17 protein-coding genes and 1 pseudogene are annotated in these 16,751 nt (G+C 72.2%); 8 read left to right on the top strand and 10 right to left on the bottom strand.

From position 1 onward, the window contains the following. The first annotated feature begins 15 nt into the window (after positions 1 to 15). Complete coding sequence (locus ABZ459_RS42910) at positions 16 to 651, top strand: SMI1/KNR4 family protein (RefSeq protein WP_357983758.1); 636 nt, start codon at positions 16 to 18, stop codon at positions 649 to 651. Between the two features lie 88 nt (positions 652 to 739). Here the strand turns inward: ABZ459_RS42910 and ABZ459_RS42905 are convergent, their stop codons facing one another. The 4 genes from ABZ459_RS42905 to ABZ459_RS42890 all read right to left on the bottom strand — a co-directional run bounded on the left by ABZ459_RS42905 (position 740) and on the right by ABZ459_RS42890 (position 3,963). Beyond that, the gene (locus tag ABZ459_RS42905; RefSeq protein WP_357983755.1) at positions 740 to 1,582 is read right to left on the bottom strand and encodes an ABC transporter permease; all 843 of its coding nucleotides are present in this window, start codon (positions 1,580 to 1,582) and stop codon (positions 740 to 742) included. Continuing rightward, the gene (locus ABZ459_RS42900) at positions 1,579 to 2,580 is read right to left on the bottom strand and encodes an ATP-binding cassette domain-containing protein (RefSeq protein ID WP_357983752.1); all 1,002 of its coding nucleotides are present in this window, start codon (positions 2,578 to 2,580) and stop codon (positions 1,579 to 1,581) included. Before ABZ459_RS42900 ends, ABZ459_RS42905 begins: the two co-directional genes overlap by 4 nt. Before the next feature lie 11 nt (positions 2,581 to 2,591). Continuing rightward, positions 2,592 to 3,191 carry an NAD(P)H-dependent oxidoreductase gene (locus ABZ459_RS42895; RefSeq protein WP_357983749.1) on the bottom strand — a complete coding sequence of 200 codons (600 nt, stop codon included), beginning with the start codon at positions 3,189 to 3,191 and terminating at the stop codon, positions 2,592 to 2,594. A gap of 88 nt (positions 3,192 to 3,279) precedes the next feature. Next, positions 3,280 to 3,963: a response regulator transcription factor gene (locus ABZ459_RS42890; RefSeq protein WP_357983746.1), complete on the bottom strand. Its 684-nt coding sequence runs from the start codon at positions 3,961 to 3,963 to the stop codon at positions 3,280 to 3,282. A 289-nt stretch (positions 3,964 to 4,252) separates the two neighbouring features. Here ABZ459_RS42890 and ABZ459_RS42885 point away from each other — a divergent pair, with 289 nt between their 5' ends. After that, complete coding sequence (locus tag ABZ459_RS42885; RefSeq protein WP_357983743.1) at positions 4,253 to 5,092, top strand: NmrA family NAD(P)-binding protein; 840 nt, start codon at positions 4,253 to 4,255, stop codon at positions 5,090 to 5,092. A gap of 67 nt (positions 5,093 to 5,159) precedes the next feature. Here the strand turns inward: ABZ459_RS42885 and ABZ459_RS42880 are convergent, their stop codons facing one another. Beyond that, positions 5,160 to 5,726, bottom strand: a complete 567-nt coding sequence (locus ABZ459_RS42880; RefSeq protein ID WP_357983740.1) for a hypothetical protein — start codon at positions 5,724 to 5,726, stop codon at positions 5,160 to 5,162. Between the two features lie 71 nt (positions 5,727 to 5,797). Here ABZ459_RS42880 and ABZ459_RS42875 point away from each other — a divergent pair, with 71 nt between their 5' ends. Next, positions 5,798 to 6,670 (top strand): patatin-like phospholipase family protein, encoded by an 873-nt coding sequence (locus ABZ459_RS42875; protein ID WP_357983737.1) that lies wholly within the window; start codon positions 5,798 to 5,800, stop codon positions 6,668 to 6,670. Here the strand turns inward: ABZ459_RS42875 and ABZ459_RS42870 are convergent. Continuing rightward, the gene (locus ABZ459_RS42870; RefSeq protein WP_357983734.1) at positions 6,667 to 7,725 is read right to left on the bottom strand and encodes an aldo/keto reductase; all 1,059 of its coding nucleotides are present in this window, start codon (positions 7,723 to 7,725) and stop codon (positions 6,667 to 6,669) included. The two genes, ABZ459_RS42875 and ABZ459_RS42870, sit on opposite strands and share 4 nt — an antisense overlap. Positions 7,726 to 7,812: 87 nt before the next feature. Between ABZ459_RS42870 and ABZ459_RS42865 the strand changes: the two genes are divergently transcribed. Then, positions 7,813 to 8,667, top strand: coding sequence for an FRG domain-containing protein (locus tag ABZ459_RS42865; protein ID WP_357983731.1), 855 nt, complete (start codon positions 7,813 to 7,815; stop codon positions 8,665 to 8,667). 4 nt (positions 8,668 to 8,671) lie between these two features. Here the strand turns inward: ABZ459_RS42865 and ABZ459_RS42860 are convergent, their stop codons facing one another. Together ABZ459_RS42860 and ABZ459_RS42855 are read right to left on the bottom strand one after the other, a co-directional pair. Beyond that, the gene (locus tag ABZ459_RS42860; RefSeq protein WP_357983729.1) at positions 8,672 to 9,031 is read right to left on the bottom strand and encodes an arsenate reductase family protein; all 360 of its coding nucleotides are present in this window, start codon (positions 9,029 to 9,031) and stop codon (positions 8,672 to 8,674) included. Positions 9,032 to 9,067: 36 nt separating this feature from the next. Next, positions 9,068 to 9,805: a TetR/AcrR family transcriptional regulator gene (locus tag ABZ459_RS42855; RefSeq protein WP_357983726.1), complete on the bottom strand. Its 738-nt coding sequence runs from the start codon at positions 9,803 to 9,805 to the stop codon at positions 9,068 to 9,070. 119 nt (positions 9,806 to 9,924) lie between these two features. On the opposite strand from ABZ459_RS42855, the gene ABZ459_RS42850 reads away from it, so the two are divergent. The 4 genes and pseudogenes from ABZ459_RS42850 to ABZ459_RS42835 all read left to right on the top strand — a co-directional run bounded on the left by ABZ459_RS42850 (position 9,925) and on the right by ABZ459_RS42835 (position 14,680). Next, positions 9,925 to 11,382 carry an MFS transporter gene (locus ABZ459_RS42850; RefSeq protein WP_357983723.1) on the top strand — a complete coding sequence of 486 codons (1,458 nt, stop codon included), beginning with the start codon at positions 9,925 to 9,927 and terminating at the stop codon, positions 11,380 to 11,382. Positions 11,383 to 11,395: 13 nt separating this feature from the next. Next, the gene (locus tag ABZ459_RS42845; protein ID WP_357983720.1) at positions 11,396 to 12,577 is read left to right on the top strand and encodes a cytochrome P450; all 1,182 of its coding nucleotides are present in this window, start codon (positions 11,396 to 11,398) and stop codon (positions 12,575 to 12,577) included. A 41-nt stretch (positions 12,578 to 12,618) separates the two neighbouring features. After that, positions 12,619 to 13,836 (top strand): annotated as a pseudogene (locus tag ABZ459_RS42840) (4-hydroxybenzoate 3-monooxygenase); the annotation flags it as partial. Positions 13,837 to 13,876: 40 nt separating this feature from the next. Then, positions 13,877 to 14,680: an MBL fold metallo-hydrolase gene (locus tag ABZ459_RS42835; RefSeq protein WP_357983717.1), complete on the top strand. Its 804-nt coding sequence runs from the start codon at positions 13,877 to 13,879 to the stop codon at positions 14,678 to 14,680. Here ABZ459_RS42835 and ABZ459_RS42830 read toward each other — a convergent pair whose 3' ends face one another. Further along, entirely contained in the window at positions 14,681 to 15,535 is an 855-nt protein-coding gene (locus tag ABZ459_RS42830; protein WP_357983714.1) for a geranyl diphosphate 2-C-methyltransferase, read from the bottom strand. 41 nt (positions 15,536 to 15,576) lie between these two features. Then, a complete protein-coding gene (locus tag ABZ459_RS42825; protein ID WP_357983711.1) occupies positions 15,577 to 16,677 on the bottom strand; it encodes a family 2 encapsulin nanocompartment cargo protein terpene cyclase in 1,101 nt (366 codons plus the stop codon). Positions 16,678 to 16,751: the final 74 nt, after the last annotated feature.

Genomic DNA, 16,751 nt, shown 5'->3' with positions numbered 1-16,751 from the left:
CCGACGAAGCGCAGCATGACCGAGGACGAGATCTTTGCGGCCGTACGCGCGAGCGTCGGCCCCGACCTGCCGCCACCCGCTACGGAGACGGCCGTCGCCGAGGCGGAGGAGGCCGTCGGCTACCCCTTGCCATCCCTGTTACGGCGCCTGTATCTGGAGGTGGGTAACGGCGGCTTCGGCCCACGAGGCGGCGTGATCGGTGTTCGCGGCTATGACTTCTGGGCCAGTGACATCTACCCGGACATCACCGCGTCGGCCCTGGAGCTACGAACAGAGCCCTCCGGACGGTGGTCGGGCATGGTGCAGCTGATGGACTGGGGATGCGGGATCGCGTCACTGCTGGACTGCCGCGACCCCGCAGGCGCGATGTGGGGCTGGGACCCCAACAGGTGCTGTTTCCACCACGCTCTCTTCCCCCAGGACATCTCCTTCGCCGATTGGCTCGCCGACTCGCTGGGACGCGGTTTCGACGACGTCTTCTACGACGGCTACTTCGACGTCCTGGTGGAAGAGGCCGATGGCATCGAGCCGGTCGGGCTGAAGGCGGACGAGGACGAAGAAGAGGAGGAACCGTGCGCCTGGGTGCCCCCTGCCTGGGTGAACGGACGGCAGGTCGGCGGCTGGCGGCACCGGCCCGCAATCGCCCCGTAAGACGGGCGGGACCACGCGAGACAGCGGCAGGCCACGCACTGCGGTGAGTGCGTGGCCTGCCACGGGTGGGCATCCGTGTCCTGATGGGTTATTTGCGGTTGTAGAGGCGCATGGTCAGGGTGCCGAAGATCGCGATGAGCAGGACGGACGCGATCAGGACCCAGGCCAGCTCGCCCATGTCCGGGGTGCCGGCCATCAGGGAGCGGACGGCGGCCACCAGCCGGGTGATCGGGTTGACGTTGACGAAGATCTGCAGCCAGCCGGGCATCGTGGCCGGATCGACGTACACGTTGCTGAGGAAGGTCAGCGGGAACAGGACGAGCATGCTCACGCCCATCACCGACTTCTCGCTCCGCATGAGCAGGCCGAACATCGTCCACACCCACGAGAAGGCGAAGGAGAAGCCGAGCAGCAGCACGATCCCGGCCAGTACGCCCGTGACGCCCCCCTGCGGACGGAACCCCAGGACCAGGCCGACGGCCAGGATGACCGTCGAGGCCAGGGTGTAGCGCAGGACGTCGCCGAGCAGGTAGCCCACCATGGTCGAGGGACGCCAGATCGGCAGGGTGCGGAAGCGGTCGAACACCCCCTTCTCGATGTCCTTGTTGACCTCCACCCCGGTGTACATGGTGATCATCACGACGCTGCTGACCATGATGCCGGGCAGCAGGAACTGCAGGTAGTCGGTCGGGGAGCCGGCCAGGGCGCCGCCGAACAGGTACGTGAACATCAGCGTCATCATGAGCGGGAACGCGGTCACGTCGAACAGCTGCTCGGGCACGTGCTTGATCTTCAGGATGGCCCGCCAGCCGAACGTGACCGACGCCGACCACGCGCTCGGCCGGGGCGGCTTCACCCCGGGGGCCAGGACGGTGCCGAGCACGTCGGCGGCGGGGGAGTAGGTCGTGGCGGTCTCGGTGGTGGCGGTCATGCTGCGGCCTCCTGCGCGGTCGCGGACTCGGCGGTCTCGGTGGCGGGGTGGTCGGTGAGGGCGAGGAAGACCTCGTCCAGGCTGGGCTGACCGAGGGAGAAGTCGTCGACGACGATCCCGGCCTCGGCCAGGCGGCCCAGCGCGCGCGAGGCCTGCTCGGCGGCGGCGGCCTCGCGGCCGTGGCCGGTGATGCGGGCGGTGAGCGACACGGGGTCGGCGTCCAGGTAGACGGGCGCGTCGAGGGTCTGGGACAGCAGCCGTTCGGCTTCGGGACGGGTGCCGGGGTCGCGCAGCCGTACGTGGACCGAGCCGGCGCCGACGGACGACTTGAGCTCGCCCGGCGTGCCCTCGGCGATGACCCTGCCGTGGTCGATGACCGCGATGCGGCCGGCCAGACGGTCGGCCTCCTCCAGGTACTGGGTGGTGAGCAGCACGGTGGTGCCGTGGGCGACGACGATGCGGACGATGTCCCAGACCTGGTTGCGGCTGCGCGGGTCGAGGCCGGTCGTCGGCTCGTCGAGGAAGAGCAGGTCAGGCGTGTTGAGGATGCTGGCGGCGATGTCGATGCGCCGCCGCATGCCGCCCGAGTACGTCTTGACCTGCCGCCCCGCGGCCTCCGTCAGCCCGAACGCCTCCAGCAGCTGCGCCGCCCGCTCCCGGGCGGCCGGCTTGCGGTGGCCGAGCAGGCGGCCGAGCAGGATCAGGTTCTCGGCGCCGGTCATGTCCTCGTCGACGGAGGCGTACTGGCCGGTCAGGCTGACGCGGCCGCGTACGGCGTCGGCCTCGCGCACCACGTCGTGCCCGAACACGGTGGCCTCGCCGCCGTCCGGCCGCAGCAGGGTGGCCAGCATGCGGACGGCGGTGGTCTTGCCCGCGCCGTTGGGGCCGAGCACGCCGTAGACGGTGCCGGCCGGCACCTCCAGGTCGAGGCCGTCCACGGCGCGGTTGTCGCCGAAGACCTTGACCAGGCCGGAGGTCTGTATCGCCAGGTCTCGCATGGGTGTTCCTCTCATGAGCAGTACGGCTGGGCGCGCCGGGCGTCCCGCAACGCCCGGCCCCACCAGGTGAGCTGGTCGAGCATGGCCGCGACCGCACGCGCGCGGTCGTCGGTGTCGTACGGTTCGCCGCTTCCGGCCACGTCGTCCCCCAGCAGGTCGAGGCCGACCCAGTCGCGCATCGTCACGACGTGCAGGGCGGAGAAGACGGTACGGAGCTGCTCGACCGCGTACAGACCGGAAGATCCCGAGCCGTAGGCGACGAAGCCGGCCGGCTTGGCCTGCCATTCGTCGTAGGCGTAGTCGATGGCCTGCTTGAGCGAGGCCGGGAAGCTGCGGTTGTACTCGGGGGTGACGACGGCGAAGGCGTCGGCCTCGCCGACGGCCGCGGTGAAGCGGCGCATCGAGGGGGTGCTGCGCTCGGGGTAGCGGTCGGGGAAGGCGTAGTCGGCCAGGTCGAGGAGGTCGACCGCCAGGTCGGGACGGTCGCGGGCGCGGCCGGCGAACCATTTCGCCACCGTCTCGCCCATCCGCCCGACGCGGGTGCTCGCGATGATCACCGCGAGGCGGAGCGGTGCGGCGCTCCCGCCGGCGGTGTCGTCCCTGCCCGTCATCGTCCACCTCCCTCGGCCCGTTCCGGGCTCTCACCAAGGAGGCGCGAGACGGCCGCCAGACGTCCGCTAGACGGGATCTAGCGGGCCGTCAGGCGGCCGGTCTGAGCACGTAGCCGACGCCGCGCAGGGTGTGGATCATCGGACGGCGGTCCGCGTCGATCTTGCGGCGCAGGTAGGAGATGTACAGCTCGACGATGTTGCCCTGGCCGGCGAAGTCGTAGGCCCACACCCGGTCGAGGATGTGCGCCTTGCTGAGCGCGCGTCCCGGATGGCGCATGAGCAGCCGCAGCAGCTCGAACTCGGTCGGGGTGAGCCTGATCTGCCGGCCGGCCCTCCGTACCTCGCGGGTCTCCTGGTCGAGGGTGAGGTCGCCGACGGAGAGGGCGTCGGCCGAGCGGCGCAGCAGGCCGTGCAGCCTGATCACGACCTCGTCCACGCCGAACGGCCGCATCACGTAGTCGTCGGCGCCCGCGCGCATCCCGAGCGTCGGGTCGGGCAGGGCGTCCGGCGCGGTCAGGAAGAGGACCGGCACGCCGGGCAGCGCGGCCCGCAGCCGGGGCAGGCAGCGGCCGCCGCCCCTGACGTCCAGGACGATCGCCCCGGGACGGAGCCCGCGCGCGGCCCGGACCGCCTCGTCGCCGCCCAGGCTGCGCACGTCCCAGCTGCGCATCGCGCGGGAGAGGGACTGGCCGAGCGGGCGCTCGTCCACGACGAGGACGGCGTACGAGTCGCGCGCGGATCCGGGCGTGACGGTCGAACCGGTCGGGTGCATGCCGGGAACGATGCCGGTCGTGCATGAGGTTTGTCTGAGGAGCGCTTGTGACGCGGATGAGGACTCTTGTGACGCGGATGAGGATGCGCTTGTGAGGCGTATGAGGATGCGCCTGCGACGCGTACGAGGCCCGGGGAACAGCGGAAGGGCCCGGCCGTAGCCGGGCCCTTCCCATCCCTTGAAGCGCGATCACCGTTCCTGCCGCTACCCGGAATGTGCGGCATATCACCCGGCAGAGTCAGTTCTTTGACTAGACCTTCACTGCGGTTGAGGTTCTAGGCTGCCTTTCATGGGCGGAATTCTGGTGACCGGCGCGACCGGCCACGTGGGCAGGCGCGTCGTCTCCTCCCTGGCGGAGGCGGGACACGAGGTGCGGGCGCTGGTCCGCGACCCGGCCGGGGCGGTGTTCCCGGCGGGCGTCGAGCCCGTACGCGGCGATCTGGCCGACCCCGGCAGCCTTGAGGCCGCCCTGCGCGGCGTCGACCGGGTGTACCTGATGTGGCCCGGCATCCCCGTGGACCCCCGGGTGGTGACCACGGTGGCCGGACGGGCCGAGCAGGTCGTGTACCTGTCGACGGACGTGCCCGACCTGGCGGACGGCGAGCCCGCCACGAGCTACCACCAGGAGATCGAACGGCTGATCAGGGCGTCCGGGACGCGGTGGACGTTCGTCCGGGCCATCGACTTCGCCACGAACACGCTGGCCTGGGCCGCCCAGATCCGGAGCGGAGTGGTCCGGCTCCCGTACGGCAAGGCCGCCAGATCGCTGATCCACGAGCGGGACATCGCCGACGTCGTCACCCACGTGCTCACCACCCCCGGCCACGACGGCGCCAAGTACCTGATCACCGGCCCCGAGTCGATCACCCAGGAGGAGCTGGCACGGACCGTCGGCGAGGAGATCAGCATCGAGGTGCGCTGGGAGGACCTGCCGCCGGAGATCGCCCGCGAGCAGCTGACGGCCGCCTGGGGGAATCCGGCGTTCGTCGAGGCCCGGCTCAGGGTGTGGGAGTCGTTCACGCACACCCCGGAACGCGTGACCGGCACGGTGCGGGAGCTGCTGGGCCGGCCCGCCCGCACGTTCCGCTCGTGGGCCCGCGACCACGCAGCCGACTTCCGCACGCCCTAGAGCCCGCGCCCACCTTGGCACTCGGCGGCGCGCCAAGGGATGCGGCGTGCCGACAGGTGCGGCGCGCCTACGCGGTCAGGCTCACCGCCGCGACCGTCTCGCCCATGTCGTCGAGCAGGTCGGCGACCACCGGGCCGGCCTGCAGCCGCCAGGCGAGCGCCTGCAGGCCGTGTCCCGGCACCGGCACCTCCCGCCCGGCCAGCCTGACGGTCTCCACCTCGGCCGACAGCCGCAGCAGCCCGTAGGCCACCCACCGCTTCGGCCGGGGCAGCCAGCGACCCGCGTTGGTGTCGAAGCGCCCGTTCTCGTCGGTCAGCCCGTGCTCCTTGAGCACCGAGACGCCCTGGCGGTGGGCCAGCAGGTCGTCGCTGCGCGCGGCCGACATGCTGTCGCCGGCGCGCAGTGCCCAGCGTCCGCGGTGGAACGACAGCAGCCAGACGTCCACCCAGGACAGGCCGAAGCCGTCCAGGCGGGCGAAGGCGGTCGCCGCGATCCGGTCGCCGACGTACAGGGAGGCAGGGGTGAAGCGGAAGCGTCCGCTCAGGTTGCCGGGGAGGGACCTCGGCAGCCCGTGATCGATGAGTCGCAGGCTCTCGACGGCGGGGTTGTACCCAAAATCATGAGTACGTTCCACAGGCTCACCATACACACGGACGGCCCGAACGAGACGCGCGCTTTGTTCCTTATTGATGAATGATGATGCTCATGGACCGAATCGAAGCTTCTGACCGTCAGCGGGCCCTGGTGCTCGGGGGCGGCGGCGTGGCCGGCATCGCCTGGGCGACCGGCGTGCTGGCCGGGCTGGCCGACGAGGGCGTGGACGTACGGGACGCCGACCTGATCGTGGGCACCTCGGCCGGCTCGGCGGTCGGCGCCCAGGCCCGCAGCCGGCTGACCGTCGAGGAGCTGTTCCAGCGGCAGGTCGATCCCGCGCTGCAGGCCAGGGAGATCCCCGCGGTGTTCGACGCGGCCTCCTTCGCGGTCGCCCTCCAGGGCATCCTGACCGGCGCCCACGACCGCGACGAACTGCACCGGCGCATCGGCGCCTGGGCGCTGGAGGCCCCCACGGTCGGCGAGCCGGAACGGCGTGCGGCGGTGGCCTCGCGCCTGCCCGAGGCCGACTGGCCGGAGCGGCCGCTCGTGCTGGTCGCGCTCGACGCGGCGACCGGGGAGACGCGCCTGTTCGACCGGGCGTCCGGGGTGGACCTGGTGGACGCGGTGGCGGCCAGTTGCGCCGTGCCCGGGGTGTGGCCGCCGGTCACCATCGAGGGCCGCCGCTACGTCGACGGCGGTGTGCGGTCCAGCGACAACGCCGACCTGGCCGCCGGCTTCGAACGGGTGCTGGTGGTCTCGCCCCAGCCGCCCGGCGCCCCCGCCTCACCCTGGACGTCGCTCGAACAGGAGGTGGCCCTGCTGCGCAAGGAGGGCTCCGCGGTCGAGGTCGTCAGCCCGGACGAGGGGGCCGTCGCGGCCATGGGCGCCAACCCGCTCGACCCCGCCGTACGGTCACCGGCGGCCCACGCCGGCCGCGAGCAGGGCCGGCGGGTGGCCGCCGCCGTCCACAGCCTGTGGGTCTAGCCGGCCGCGGCGCGCTCGGCGAGCGGGCGGCGGCGCAGCGCCGGGTCGGTCAGTGACGCCGGACGCCACGCGCCGTCCGGCTGGTACATGTCACGCCCCGGCGGGACGATCTCGTCGATCCGGTCGAGCGCGGCGTCGTCGAGCGTGAGCGAGGCGCCCTTCAGCAGGTCGTCGAGCTGCGCCATCGTCCGCGGCCCGGTGATCACCGAGGTGACCGCCGGGTGCGCGGCGGCGAAGGCCACGGCGAGCTGGGGGAGCGTGCAGCCGAGGTCGTCGGCCACCTCGACCAGCTGCTCGACGGCGTCGAGCTTGGCGGCGTTCTCCGGGATCGACGGGTCGAAGCGGTGGGGGGTCAGCGCGGCCCGGCCGGTGGTCAGGTCGATGTCGCCGTTCTTGCGGTAGCGGCCGCTCAGGAAGCCGGACGCGAGCGGGCTCCAGGTCAGGACGCCCATGCCGTACCGGCGGCAGACGGGCAGCAGGTCCTTCTCGATGCCGCGGGCGAACAGCGAGTACGGCGGCTGCTCCGTCCTGAAGCGGTGCAGCGCCCGCCGCTCCGAGACCTGGTGAGCCTCGACGATCTCCGCCGCCGGGAACGTCGAGCAGCCGAACGCGCGGATCTTGCCCTGCCGCACGAGGTCGGTCAGCGCCGACAACGTCTCCTCGATGTCGGTCGTGTGGTCGGGCCGGTGGATCTGGTAGAGGTCGATCCAGTCCGTGCCGAGCCGCCGGAGGCTCTGCTCGACCTCCTTCATGATCCACAAGCGCGAGTTCCCGGACCTGTTCGGCCCCTCGCCCATCCGGAAGTGCACCTTGGTGGCCAGCACGACGTCGTCGCGGCGGCCCTTCAACGCCTTGCCGACGATCTCCTCGGACTCGCCCGCGGAGTACATGTCCGCCGTGTCCACGAAGTTGACGCCCTGGTCGAGCGCGGCGTGGATGATGCGGGCGCAGTCGTCGTGGTCGGGGTTGCCGACGGCGCCGAACATCATCGCCCCAAGGCAGTGGACGCTCACCTCGATGCCGGTGCCGCCGAGTACGCGGTAGCGCATTGTCATAGTCCGCGACTCTAGGACCTGGAGTCCACTCCACCTCAAGGGCTCGGCGGCAGGTGTGACAGGGGCGCCCAGGGGCACCGGAGGCGGATGGGGATGGTGACGGTGTCGTCCTGGCGCGAGCTGGACGACGCGATCAGCGCGGCCGGCCACACCGAAGGCCCGGCCCAGGCGCACTCGACGCTGGTCTTCCGCGGCCTGGCGAAGAGCACGTACTCGCACGTGCACAGCCTGGCGCGGCTGGCGGGCGACTACGCCACCCTAGAAACCCACTTGATACGAAATTTTAGGAAATACGCGCACAGAGCCGCCCCCGGCCCTTCCGTCTGGGACTGGCTGGCCCTCGGCCAGCACCACGGCCTGCCCACCCGCCTCCTGGACTGGACGTTCTCCCCGCTGGTCGCGCTGCACTTCGCCACGGCGTCCTGGCCCGGCGACGACGCCGTCCTGTTGGCCGTCGACTGCGCGGGCGCGCACCGCCTGCTGCCCGAGCCGCTGCGCGAGGTGCTCGACGGCGAGGGCGCGCTGCTGTTCAGCACCGAGATGCTCGCCGAACGCGCCACCGGCCTGGCCCGCTTCGACGCGCTCGGCCGCGACCGCCCGTTCGTCGCCTTCTTCGAGCCGCCGTCGCTGGACGAGCGCATGGTCAACCAGTCGTCGGTGTTGTCGGCGATGTCGGGGGCGACGTACCAGCTCGACGACTGGCTGGCCGAGCATCCCGGGCTGTGGCGGGGCTGGTCGATTCCGGCCGGGGTCAAGGTCGAGATCCGGCGGCGGCTCGACCAGGCCGGGATCACCGAGCGGGTGCTGCTCCCCGGCCTCGACGGGCTGGCCGAGTGGCTGCGCCGCTACTACTCCCCGGGCAGCGTCGACGCGCCGGCCGGCGGCTCCAGCATGTCCGGGCCCGAGCGCCTCGGCCAGCAGGAGGGCCGCATGAACGACTGACCGCTCACCCGGGCAGCGTGCCGCGCACGGCGTCCTCGGTGCGGCCGATCACGGCGTGCCCGTCGTCGGCGGTGATGATCGGCCGCTGGATCAGGATCGGGTGCGCGGACAGCGCGGCGATCCAGCGTTCGCGGGCGTCCGGGTCGCGCGGCCAGGCGTCGAGGCCCAGCTCGGTCGCGATCGGCTCGCCCGTACGGGTGATGTCCCACGGCTCCAGCCCGAGCCGGGCCAGGACGGCGCGCAGCTCGTCCGGCGACGGCGGGTCCTCCAGGTAGCGGCGGACCTTGTAGTCGGCCGCCTCGGCGTCGAGGATCGACAGGGCCGAACGGCACTTGGAGCAGTCGGGGTTGATCCAGATTTCCATGACGCCGAGGTTCTCACGCCGGGGCGCCCGGCGCGGTCAGCCGGTCGATGAGGCAAGCCGGGCCTGCAGGCCGTCGAGCACCCGGTCGAGGCCGTAGCCGAAGTCCTCCTCCCGGACGCGCGCCGGATCGGTGAACCCCTTGGCCGCGTACTCCGCCCGCACCCGTGGGTGGTCCTCGAACGCCTGCTCGGCGGTCGGCCGGACGGCGTCGATCCACTCCTGCTCGGTACGGCCGCTGCGGGCCAGCGTCGACAGGTACGCCGCCTCGGCGATCGCCACGCCGATCACGTACGCCAGCACGGTGCTGACCGCCCGGTCGGCCTCGCCGGGGGCGAACCCGGCAGAGTGCGCCAGCGCCAGCAGGTCCTCCGAGCGCCGCATCACATTGGGCCCCAGGCTGGTGAGCCCGACCTGGCCGAGCACGGCCCCCATCCACGGATGGCGCAGGATCACCGCCCGCAGGCTGTGGGCGGACCTGGCGAGCCCGTCGCGCCAGCCCTCCGCCTTCTCGACGGACGGCACGCGCAGCTCGCCGTAGACCTCGTCGACGACCAGCTCGATCAGCTCGTCCTTGTTGGCGACGTGGCGGTAGAGGGAGGTCGCGCCCGCGTCGAGCCGGGTGCCGAGGCTGCGCATGCTCAGCGCCTCCAGCCCCTCTTCGTCGAGCAGCTGGACGGCCTCGGACACGATCCGGTCGAGGGTGAGCGCGGGCCGCTCCCGCTGCCGGCGCTGACGGACCCAGACCGAGGGGACGGGCGGCTGCGATGCTGGCATGACCCGAGCCTAGCGCACACTGTACGCATCAGCGAACACTGGCTTGCGTACATCACTTTCGTCTGCGTACAGTGTGCGCATTCCGAGAGCGACGTACGCAAGTTGAAGGGGAGAAACCCATGAACCGCCGCTGGTGGATCCTGGTGGTGTTGTGCCTCAGCACATTGGTGCTGGTCGTCGACAACATGGTGCTGACGGTGGCGGTCCCGCCCCTGGCGGCCGATCTGGGCGCCGACGCCCAGGACCTGCAATGGATCCTCGACTCCTACATCCTGGTCTTCGCCGGCCTGCTGCTGACCGCGGGCAGCCTGTCCGACCGCTTCGGCCGGCGCCGGGTGATGGTCATCGGCCTGGCGCTCTTCGGGGCCGCGTCCCTGCTGGCCGCCTACGCCGCCGATCCGGCGCAGCTCATCGCGGCCCGCGCCGCGATGGGCGTCGGCGGCGCGCTGATCATGCCGAGCACGTTGTCGATCCTGATCACCGTGTTCGACGAGGCCGAACGCCGCAAGGCGATGGCCGCCTGGAGCGCGGTGGCGATGATCGGCATGGTCGGGGGGCCGGTCCTGGGCGGCGCGCTGATCGCCTGGTTCTGGTGGGGCGCGGTGTTCCTGATCAACGTGCCGGTGGCGCTGCTCGCCATCGTCGCCTCCCTGCTGCTCATGCCCGAGTCGAAGGGCCCCTGGACCAAGCCCGACCCGCTGGGCGTGATCCTGTCGGCGACCGGCATGTCCGCCCTGGTGTGGACGATCATCGAGCTGCCGCACGGCGTGTCCTGGCCGGCCCTGGCCCTCACCGTGTTCTCCCTGGCCGGCTTCGTGATCTGGGAGCTGCGCACGCCGCACCCGATGGTCCCGCTCGCCCTGTTCCGCGACCGCACGTTCAGCGGCGGCAGCTTCTCCCTGACCCTCGTCCAGGTCGGCAACGGCGGGCTGCTGCTCGTGCTCACCCAGTACCTGCAGTACGTGCTCGGCTACACGCCCACCGCGGCCGGGCTGGCGTTCCTGCCGATGGCGGTCGCCTCGCTGATCTTCAACGGCCTGGGCGCGAGCCTCGGCGCCCGGCTCGGCAACCGTCCCATGATCGTCACCGGGCTGCTCATCTGCGCCGCCGGGTTCGGCCTGCTCGCCACCGTCTCCTCCGGCAGCGGCATCCTCCTCACCGGCACGGCCCTGTTCGTGATGGGCGCGGGCGGCGGCCTGGCGATGCCCGCGGCCATCGCCGCGCTGATGGGCACCATCCCGCCCGAGCACGCCGGCGTCGGCTCGGCGCTCAACGACACCATCCAGCAGGCGGGCGCGGCGCTCGGCGTGGCCGTCCTCGGCAGCGTCCTGGCCGGGGCCTACACCAGGGGGATGCCGGCGGGCGCGCCCGAGGCGGCCCGGCGTTCGATCGGCGACGCGCTCGCCCTCGGCGACACCGGTCTCGCCCAGGTGGCCCGCGAGGCGTTCACCTCGGCCATGTCGGCCGCCTTCGCGATCAGCGCGGCGGGGGTGGTCGCCGCCGCCGTGCTGGCGCTGGTCGTGATGCGCGGCGAACGCAAGCCGGCGCAGGAACCGTCCCTCACCGCGACCCACTGAGAAGGAAGCCACCATGAACGACGTCCCCGTCACGCTGCCCGTCACCCGCCCCGCGGGCTGCCCCTTCGACCCGCCCGCGGGCCTGGCGGAGCTGCGCGAGCAGGCGCCCGTCACCCCGCTGGCCTTCCCCGACGGACACCGCGGCTGGCTGGTGACCGGCCACGCCGAGGCCAGGGCGGTGCTGGCGGACCGGCGGTTCAGCTCGCGCTACGAGTTCATGCACCACCCGACGGCCGCGCTGGGCCCGCTGCCGGCCGCGCCGCCCGGCGACCTCACCGGTCTCGACGCGCCCGAGCACACCCGCTACCGCAGGCTGCTCACCGGCAGGTTCACCGTCCGCAGGATGAACCTGCTCACCGAACGCGTGCGGCAGATCACCGCCGACCACCTGGACGCCATGGAACGCCTCGGCCCGCCCGCCGACCTGGTACGCGTCTTCGCCCAGCCCATCCCCGCGCTGATGATCTGCGAGCTGCTGGGCGTCCCGTACGCCGACCGCGACGCCTTCCAGCACCACGCCGCCGCGCTGACCGGCGTGGACACGGACGAGCAGGAGCAGCTCGCCGCCTACGCCGAGCTCCAGCGGTACATGGACGGCCTGGTCCAGGCCAAGCGCGACCGACCCGCCGACGACCTGCTCGGCGACCTGACCGCCACCGACCTCACCGACGAGGAGCTGGCCGGCGTCGGCACCTTCCTGCTCGCCGCCGGGCTCGACACCACCGCCAACATGCTCGCGCTCGGCACGTACGCGCTGCTCAGCGACCCCGGCCAGCTCGACGTCCTGCGGGCGGAGCCGGAGCGGGCGGCCCAGGTCGTGGAGGAGCTGCTGCGCCACCTCACCATCGCCCACACCGTCGTACGGGCCGCGCTGGAGGACGTCGAGCTGGCCGGCCGGCTGATCAGGGCGGGCGAGTCGGTCGTCGTGTCCCTCTCGGCCGCCAACCGCGACCCCCGCAGGTACGCCGACCCCGACCGCCTCGACCTGCGCCGCGACGCGACCGGCCACCTGTCCTTCGGCCACGGCATCCACCAGTGTCTCGGCCAGCAGCTGGCCCGGGTGGAGCTGCGCACGGCCCTTCCCGCGCTCGTCACCCGCTTCCCCGGCCTGCGCCTGGCCGTCGCGCCCGAGGAGGTGCCGGTACGCGTCGGCACCGACATCCACGGGGTGCTCAGTCTCCCGGTGCGGTGGTGACCGACGGACTATCATCGTGATCATCCTGGCCGGGTACCACTGCGCGTCACCGAGGCGAAAGGACCGCCATGTCCGGGGAGACCAGCAGGGCAGAGCACACCGAGGTCGTCGTCATCGGAGCCGGTCCGGCCGGGCTCACCCTGGCGAGCCTGCTCCGCCAGGCCGGCGTCGAGTGCGTGGTGCTCGAACGGCAGAGCCGCCCGTACGTCGAGCAGCGGCAGCGCGCGGGCATCCTCGACCACCACGGCGCCCGCGTCTTCGAGGAGTGGGGCCTGGCCGACACCGTCCTGGCGGGCATGCCGCAGGAGACCAGGTTCGAGTTCCGCGTCGACGGCGAGCGGCGGTTCCTCGACGTGCCCGCGATCACCGAGGGCCGGACGGGCCGGCTCGTGCCGCAGCAGGTGCTCGTCGGCAGGCTGCTGGCGCGCCTCCTCGAATCCGGCGGCGACCTGCGCTTCGAGGCGGCCGAGGTGACCCCGCGCGGCGTGGACGGGGCCGCGCCCACGGTCACCTACCGCGACGCCGGCGGCGTCACGCACGAGATCGCCTGCTCCTACGTCGCCGGCTGCGACGGCCACCACGGCGTCAGCCGGGCCGGCGTGCCCGCGCACGCCCTCACCACCTACTCCCACGACTACGGCATCGGCTGGCTGACGGTGCTCGCCGACGTCCCGCCGCCGAGCTACCCGCTCATGGCGATCACGGCTCACGGGTTCGCCGCCCACTTCCCGCGCGGCCCGCGGGCCAGCCGCTTCTACCTCCAGTGCGCCCCCGACGCCACCGCCGCCGACTGGCCCGACGAGCGGATCTGGGCCCAGTTGCGGCTACGCCTGGCCGACGAGGGCCTGCCGGACGGCCCGATCGGGGAGCGGGCGTTCGTCGAGATGCGCAGCCACGTCGTCGACCCGATGCGCTACGGCCGGCTCTTCCTGGTCGGCGACGCGGCCCACATCATCACGCCCATGGGCGGCAAGGGCATGAACCTGGCGGTCGCCGACGCCGACGTGCTGGCCCGCGCGTTGCGCGCCGCCCTGCGCGAGGGCGACGAGGAGCCGCTGGCCGCCTACTCCGCCACCTGCCTGGAACGGGTGTGGCACCACCAGGAGTTCTCCCGCTGGATGACGGAGATGACCCACGAGGCCGGCGACGAGACGCTGGCCGGGCCGTTCCGCCGCCGGCTGGCCAGGGCGCGGCTCGACCGGCTGTTCACCTCGGGCCCGGCGGCCCGCGCCTTCGGCGACATGATGGCGGGCGGCTGAAGTTGACTTGAACCGCGGTTCAAGTACGACGATCGTCCCCATGAGGATTCATCACCTGAACTGCGGATCCGTACGGACGATCGAAGCCACCTACGACGGCCCGCCCGCCACCCCCGCCGTGAACCACTGCCTGCTGGTGGAGACCCCGGCCGACGGGCTCGTGCTGGTCGAGACCGGGCTCGGGCTCGGCGATGTGCGCGACCCGGCCGGCACGCTGGGCGCCGACTGGGTGGCCATGGCCGGGCCCGCGCTGAAGGAGGAGGAGACCGCCGTCCGCCAGGTCGCCCGGCTCGGCTACCGCCCGGACGACGTGCGCCACGTCATCGTCACCCACCTCGACGTCGACCACTGCGGCGGGCTGCCGGACTTCCCCGGCGCGCGGGTGCACCTGCTGGCCGCCGAGCTGGAGGCGGCGCTGGCCGAGGCCCCGAGCTTCCGCTACCGCCCGGCCCACTGGGCGCACGGCCCCGACTGGGCCACCTACACCCCGGAGGCGAACGACGACTGGTTCGGCTTCGCCTCGATCAGGCCCGACGGCCTGCCCGAGGACATCAGGCTGATCCCCCTCGGCGGGCACACCGCCGGGCACACCGGCGTCGCCGTCCGCGAGGGGGACCGCTGGCTGCTGCACTGCGGCGACGCCTACTACTACCACCGCGAGCTGCAGCCGGACCCGCATCCGCACCCGCTGATGGACGTCGTGCAGACCCGCTCGGAGGTCCATCACGACCTGCGGCTCGGCACCCAGGCCCGGCTGCGGGAACTGGTACGGGACCACGGCGACCAGGTGAGCGTCTTCTCGGCCCACGACCCGTGGGAACTGGCCGCCGCGGTGGCCGGTTGATCAGACGCGGTCGGCCGCGATGAGCAGGTACTGGAAGCTGCCGTTCTTGTAGGCGTCGAGGAAGGACTGCTCGATGCCCGTGGCCAGGTGGGTGCGGGCGCGCAGCTCCCAGTACGGGATCGTGGCCGCCGTCAGGTCGACGACGCTGACCGGGACCAGCCGGTTGGCCGCCATCTGCTCGAAGTACGTGCTGCGGGGGTGGATGTCGCAGATGTAGTGGGCGTTGATCTGGCTGACCGCCCGGGACGGCAGGCCGTAGGCGTCGTTGTAGCAGCCGGTGACGCAGACGTACCGGCCGCCCCGGCGCAGCAGCCGGGAGTGCTCGGCGAACAGCAGGGACAGCTCGACGTACATGGTGCTCTCGTTGTTCCAGCTGGCCTGGAACGATCCAGTCTCGAAGCCGGTCTCCAGCATGTTGCGGAAGTGGAAACGCACCTTGCCGTCGACGCCGCGCTTCTTGGCCTGGTCGTTGGCGAAGGCGACCTGCGACTCGGAGATGGACACGCCGTCGACCTCGCAGCCGTACCGCATGTTGACCAGGAGGCTGCTGCCGCCGCGGCCGGAGCCGGCGTCGAGCACCCGGTGGTGGGGTTCGAGCGGGCCGAGATGGCTGAGCAGCAGGTCGGCCTGGGCGGTCTCCAGGCGGTGGAGCTCCTTGACGATGCGGTCCTCGCGGGTGTCCTCGGGGCCGTCGAGTACCGTCCAGTTCACCTCGCCGATGCCGTAGTGGTGGTGGTACAGGCCGTCGACGTCGCCCAGGCGCAGGTTGACCGGGTTCTTCTCGGCGTTCCAGTAGCTGGCGACGGAGTGCTGGTAGTGGCTCGTGAGGACGGGGGACTGGGTGTTGACGGTCACCTGGGAAGAGCTCCTTTCCGGCCGGGGGCGGCCGGTCGTCATCAGTGGTAGCGGCTGCTGCTGCCGTGCCATTCGAGGCAACCGGCCATCCAGCCCTGGGCGCCGCGCAGGAATCGCTGCAGTTCCACGGACGGAACGGCGGCGAGCTCGCGCTGGCTGGTCTCGAAGCCTTTGACGAAGTCGTTGTGCAGCGCGACGGCGCGTTCGGTGGCCTCGCGCGTGGAGCACTTCTCCTCGCCCGCGATGAGCAGGACGACGTTGGAGTCGGGCAGCTCGTCGGCCGCCTCCCGTGCGACGGAGTGGAGGTCGTTGACGATGACGCTGGCCGTGCCCGCCTGCATGAGCGCGGTGTGGAACCGCCGGTCGTAGAACAGGTTGGCGGGCAGCTCGTAGGCGGCGACGACGTCGATGAGGGTCATGGAGGTGTAGAAGCTGTCGTGCTGCCGGGCCGCGAGGTAGCGCCAGACGGGCGGCGGGGTCTCCAGGTAGCGCCAGGCGGCGTAGGCGGTCCAGCTCACGTACATCTGGAAGGTGGTGTTGCAGGCCCGCATGACCTGCGACGGCGTGCCGTGGCGGGACAGGTGGCCGGTGGCCGAGCGCAGGGAGACCAGCACGGGGTCCGCCTCGATCGCCTCTTCGAGCTGCTCGGTGTACCCGCCCGCGGGCGGGGGCGGGTCCATGGCCGACATGACGAGCGCGAGGCGCGGCGGCAGCTCGGTGGGGCTCGCGCCGAGGTCGGTCTCGTCGGCGTAGTAGTCGTCGGCCGCCCACCAGGCGGTGTTCATCTGCGCCGCGATCAGCAGCAGGTCGGGGTCGTCGCTGTCGGGGTGGGCGAGCATCGCCAGCCGGCCGAACCCGGTGGCGGCGAACTCGTCCATCCGCCCGGCGTGCAGGCCCACCTTCTCGGCCCACGCCACGAGCCGCCGGTCGACCTCCGCGCCGAGCGCCGGGTCGTCGCGGACCGTCTCGGGGCAGTAGAGCGGCGGGTAGGAGCCGTCGCCCCACTCCCGCTCGACATAGGGGATGGGAGCCGGGAGCTGCCGCGGCGCGGGGGGCGGAGCGGGGATCGGAAGGTGGAGCGCGGAGGTTCCGAGGCCGGTGGGGCCGGTCGGGAGCCGCGGGACCGCGGCGTACTGGGGCATGGCGCGCCTCTTCCCTGAGGAGGAGCAGGACATTACCGAAAGTAGTTATTCAGCTACTAAAAGTAGAGTAGCCA

It is taken from the genome of Nonomuraea sp. NPDC005692, from assembly GCF_040631115.1.
Classification (GTDB): Bacteria; Actinomycetota; Actinomycetes; order Streptosporangiales; family Streptosporangiaceae; genus Nonomuraea.
The sequence above is the reverse complement of the archived record's forward strand: the minus strand, read 5'-3'. Positions and strand labels throughout refer to the sequence as shown.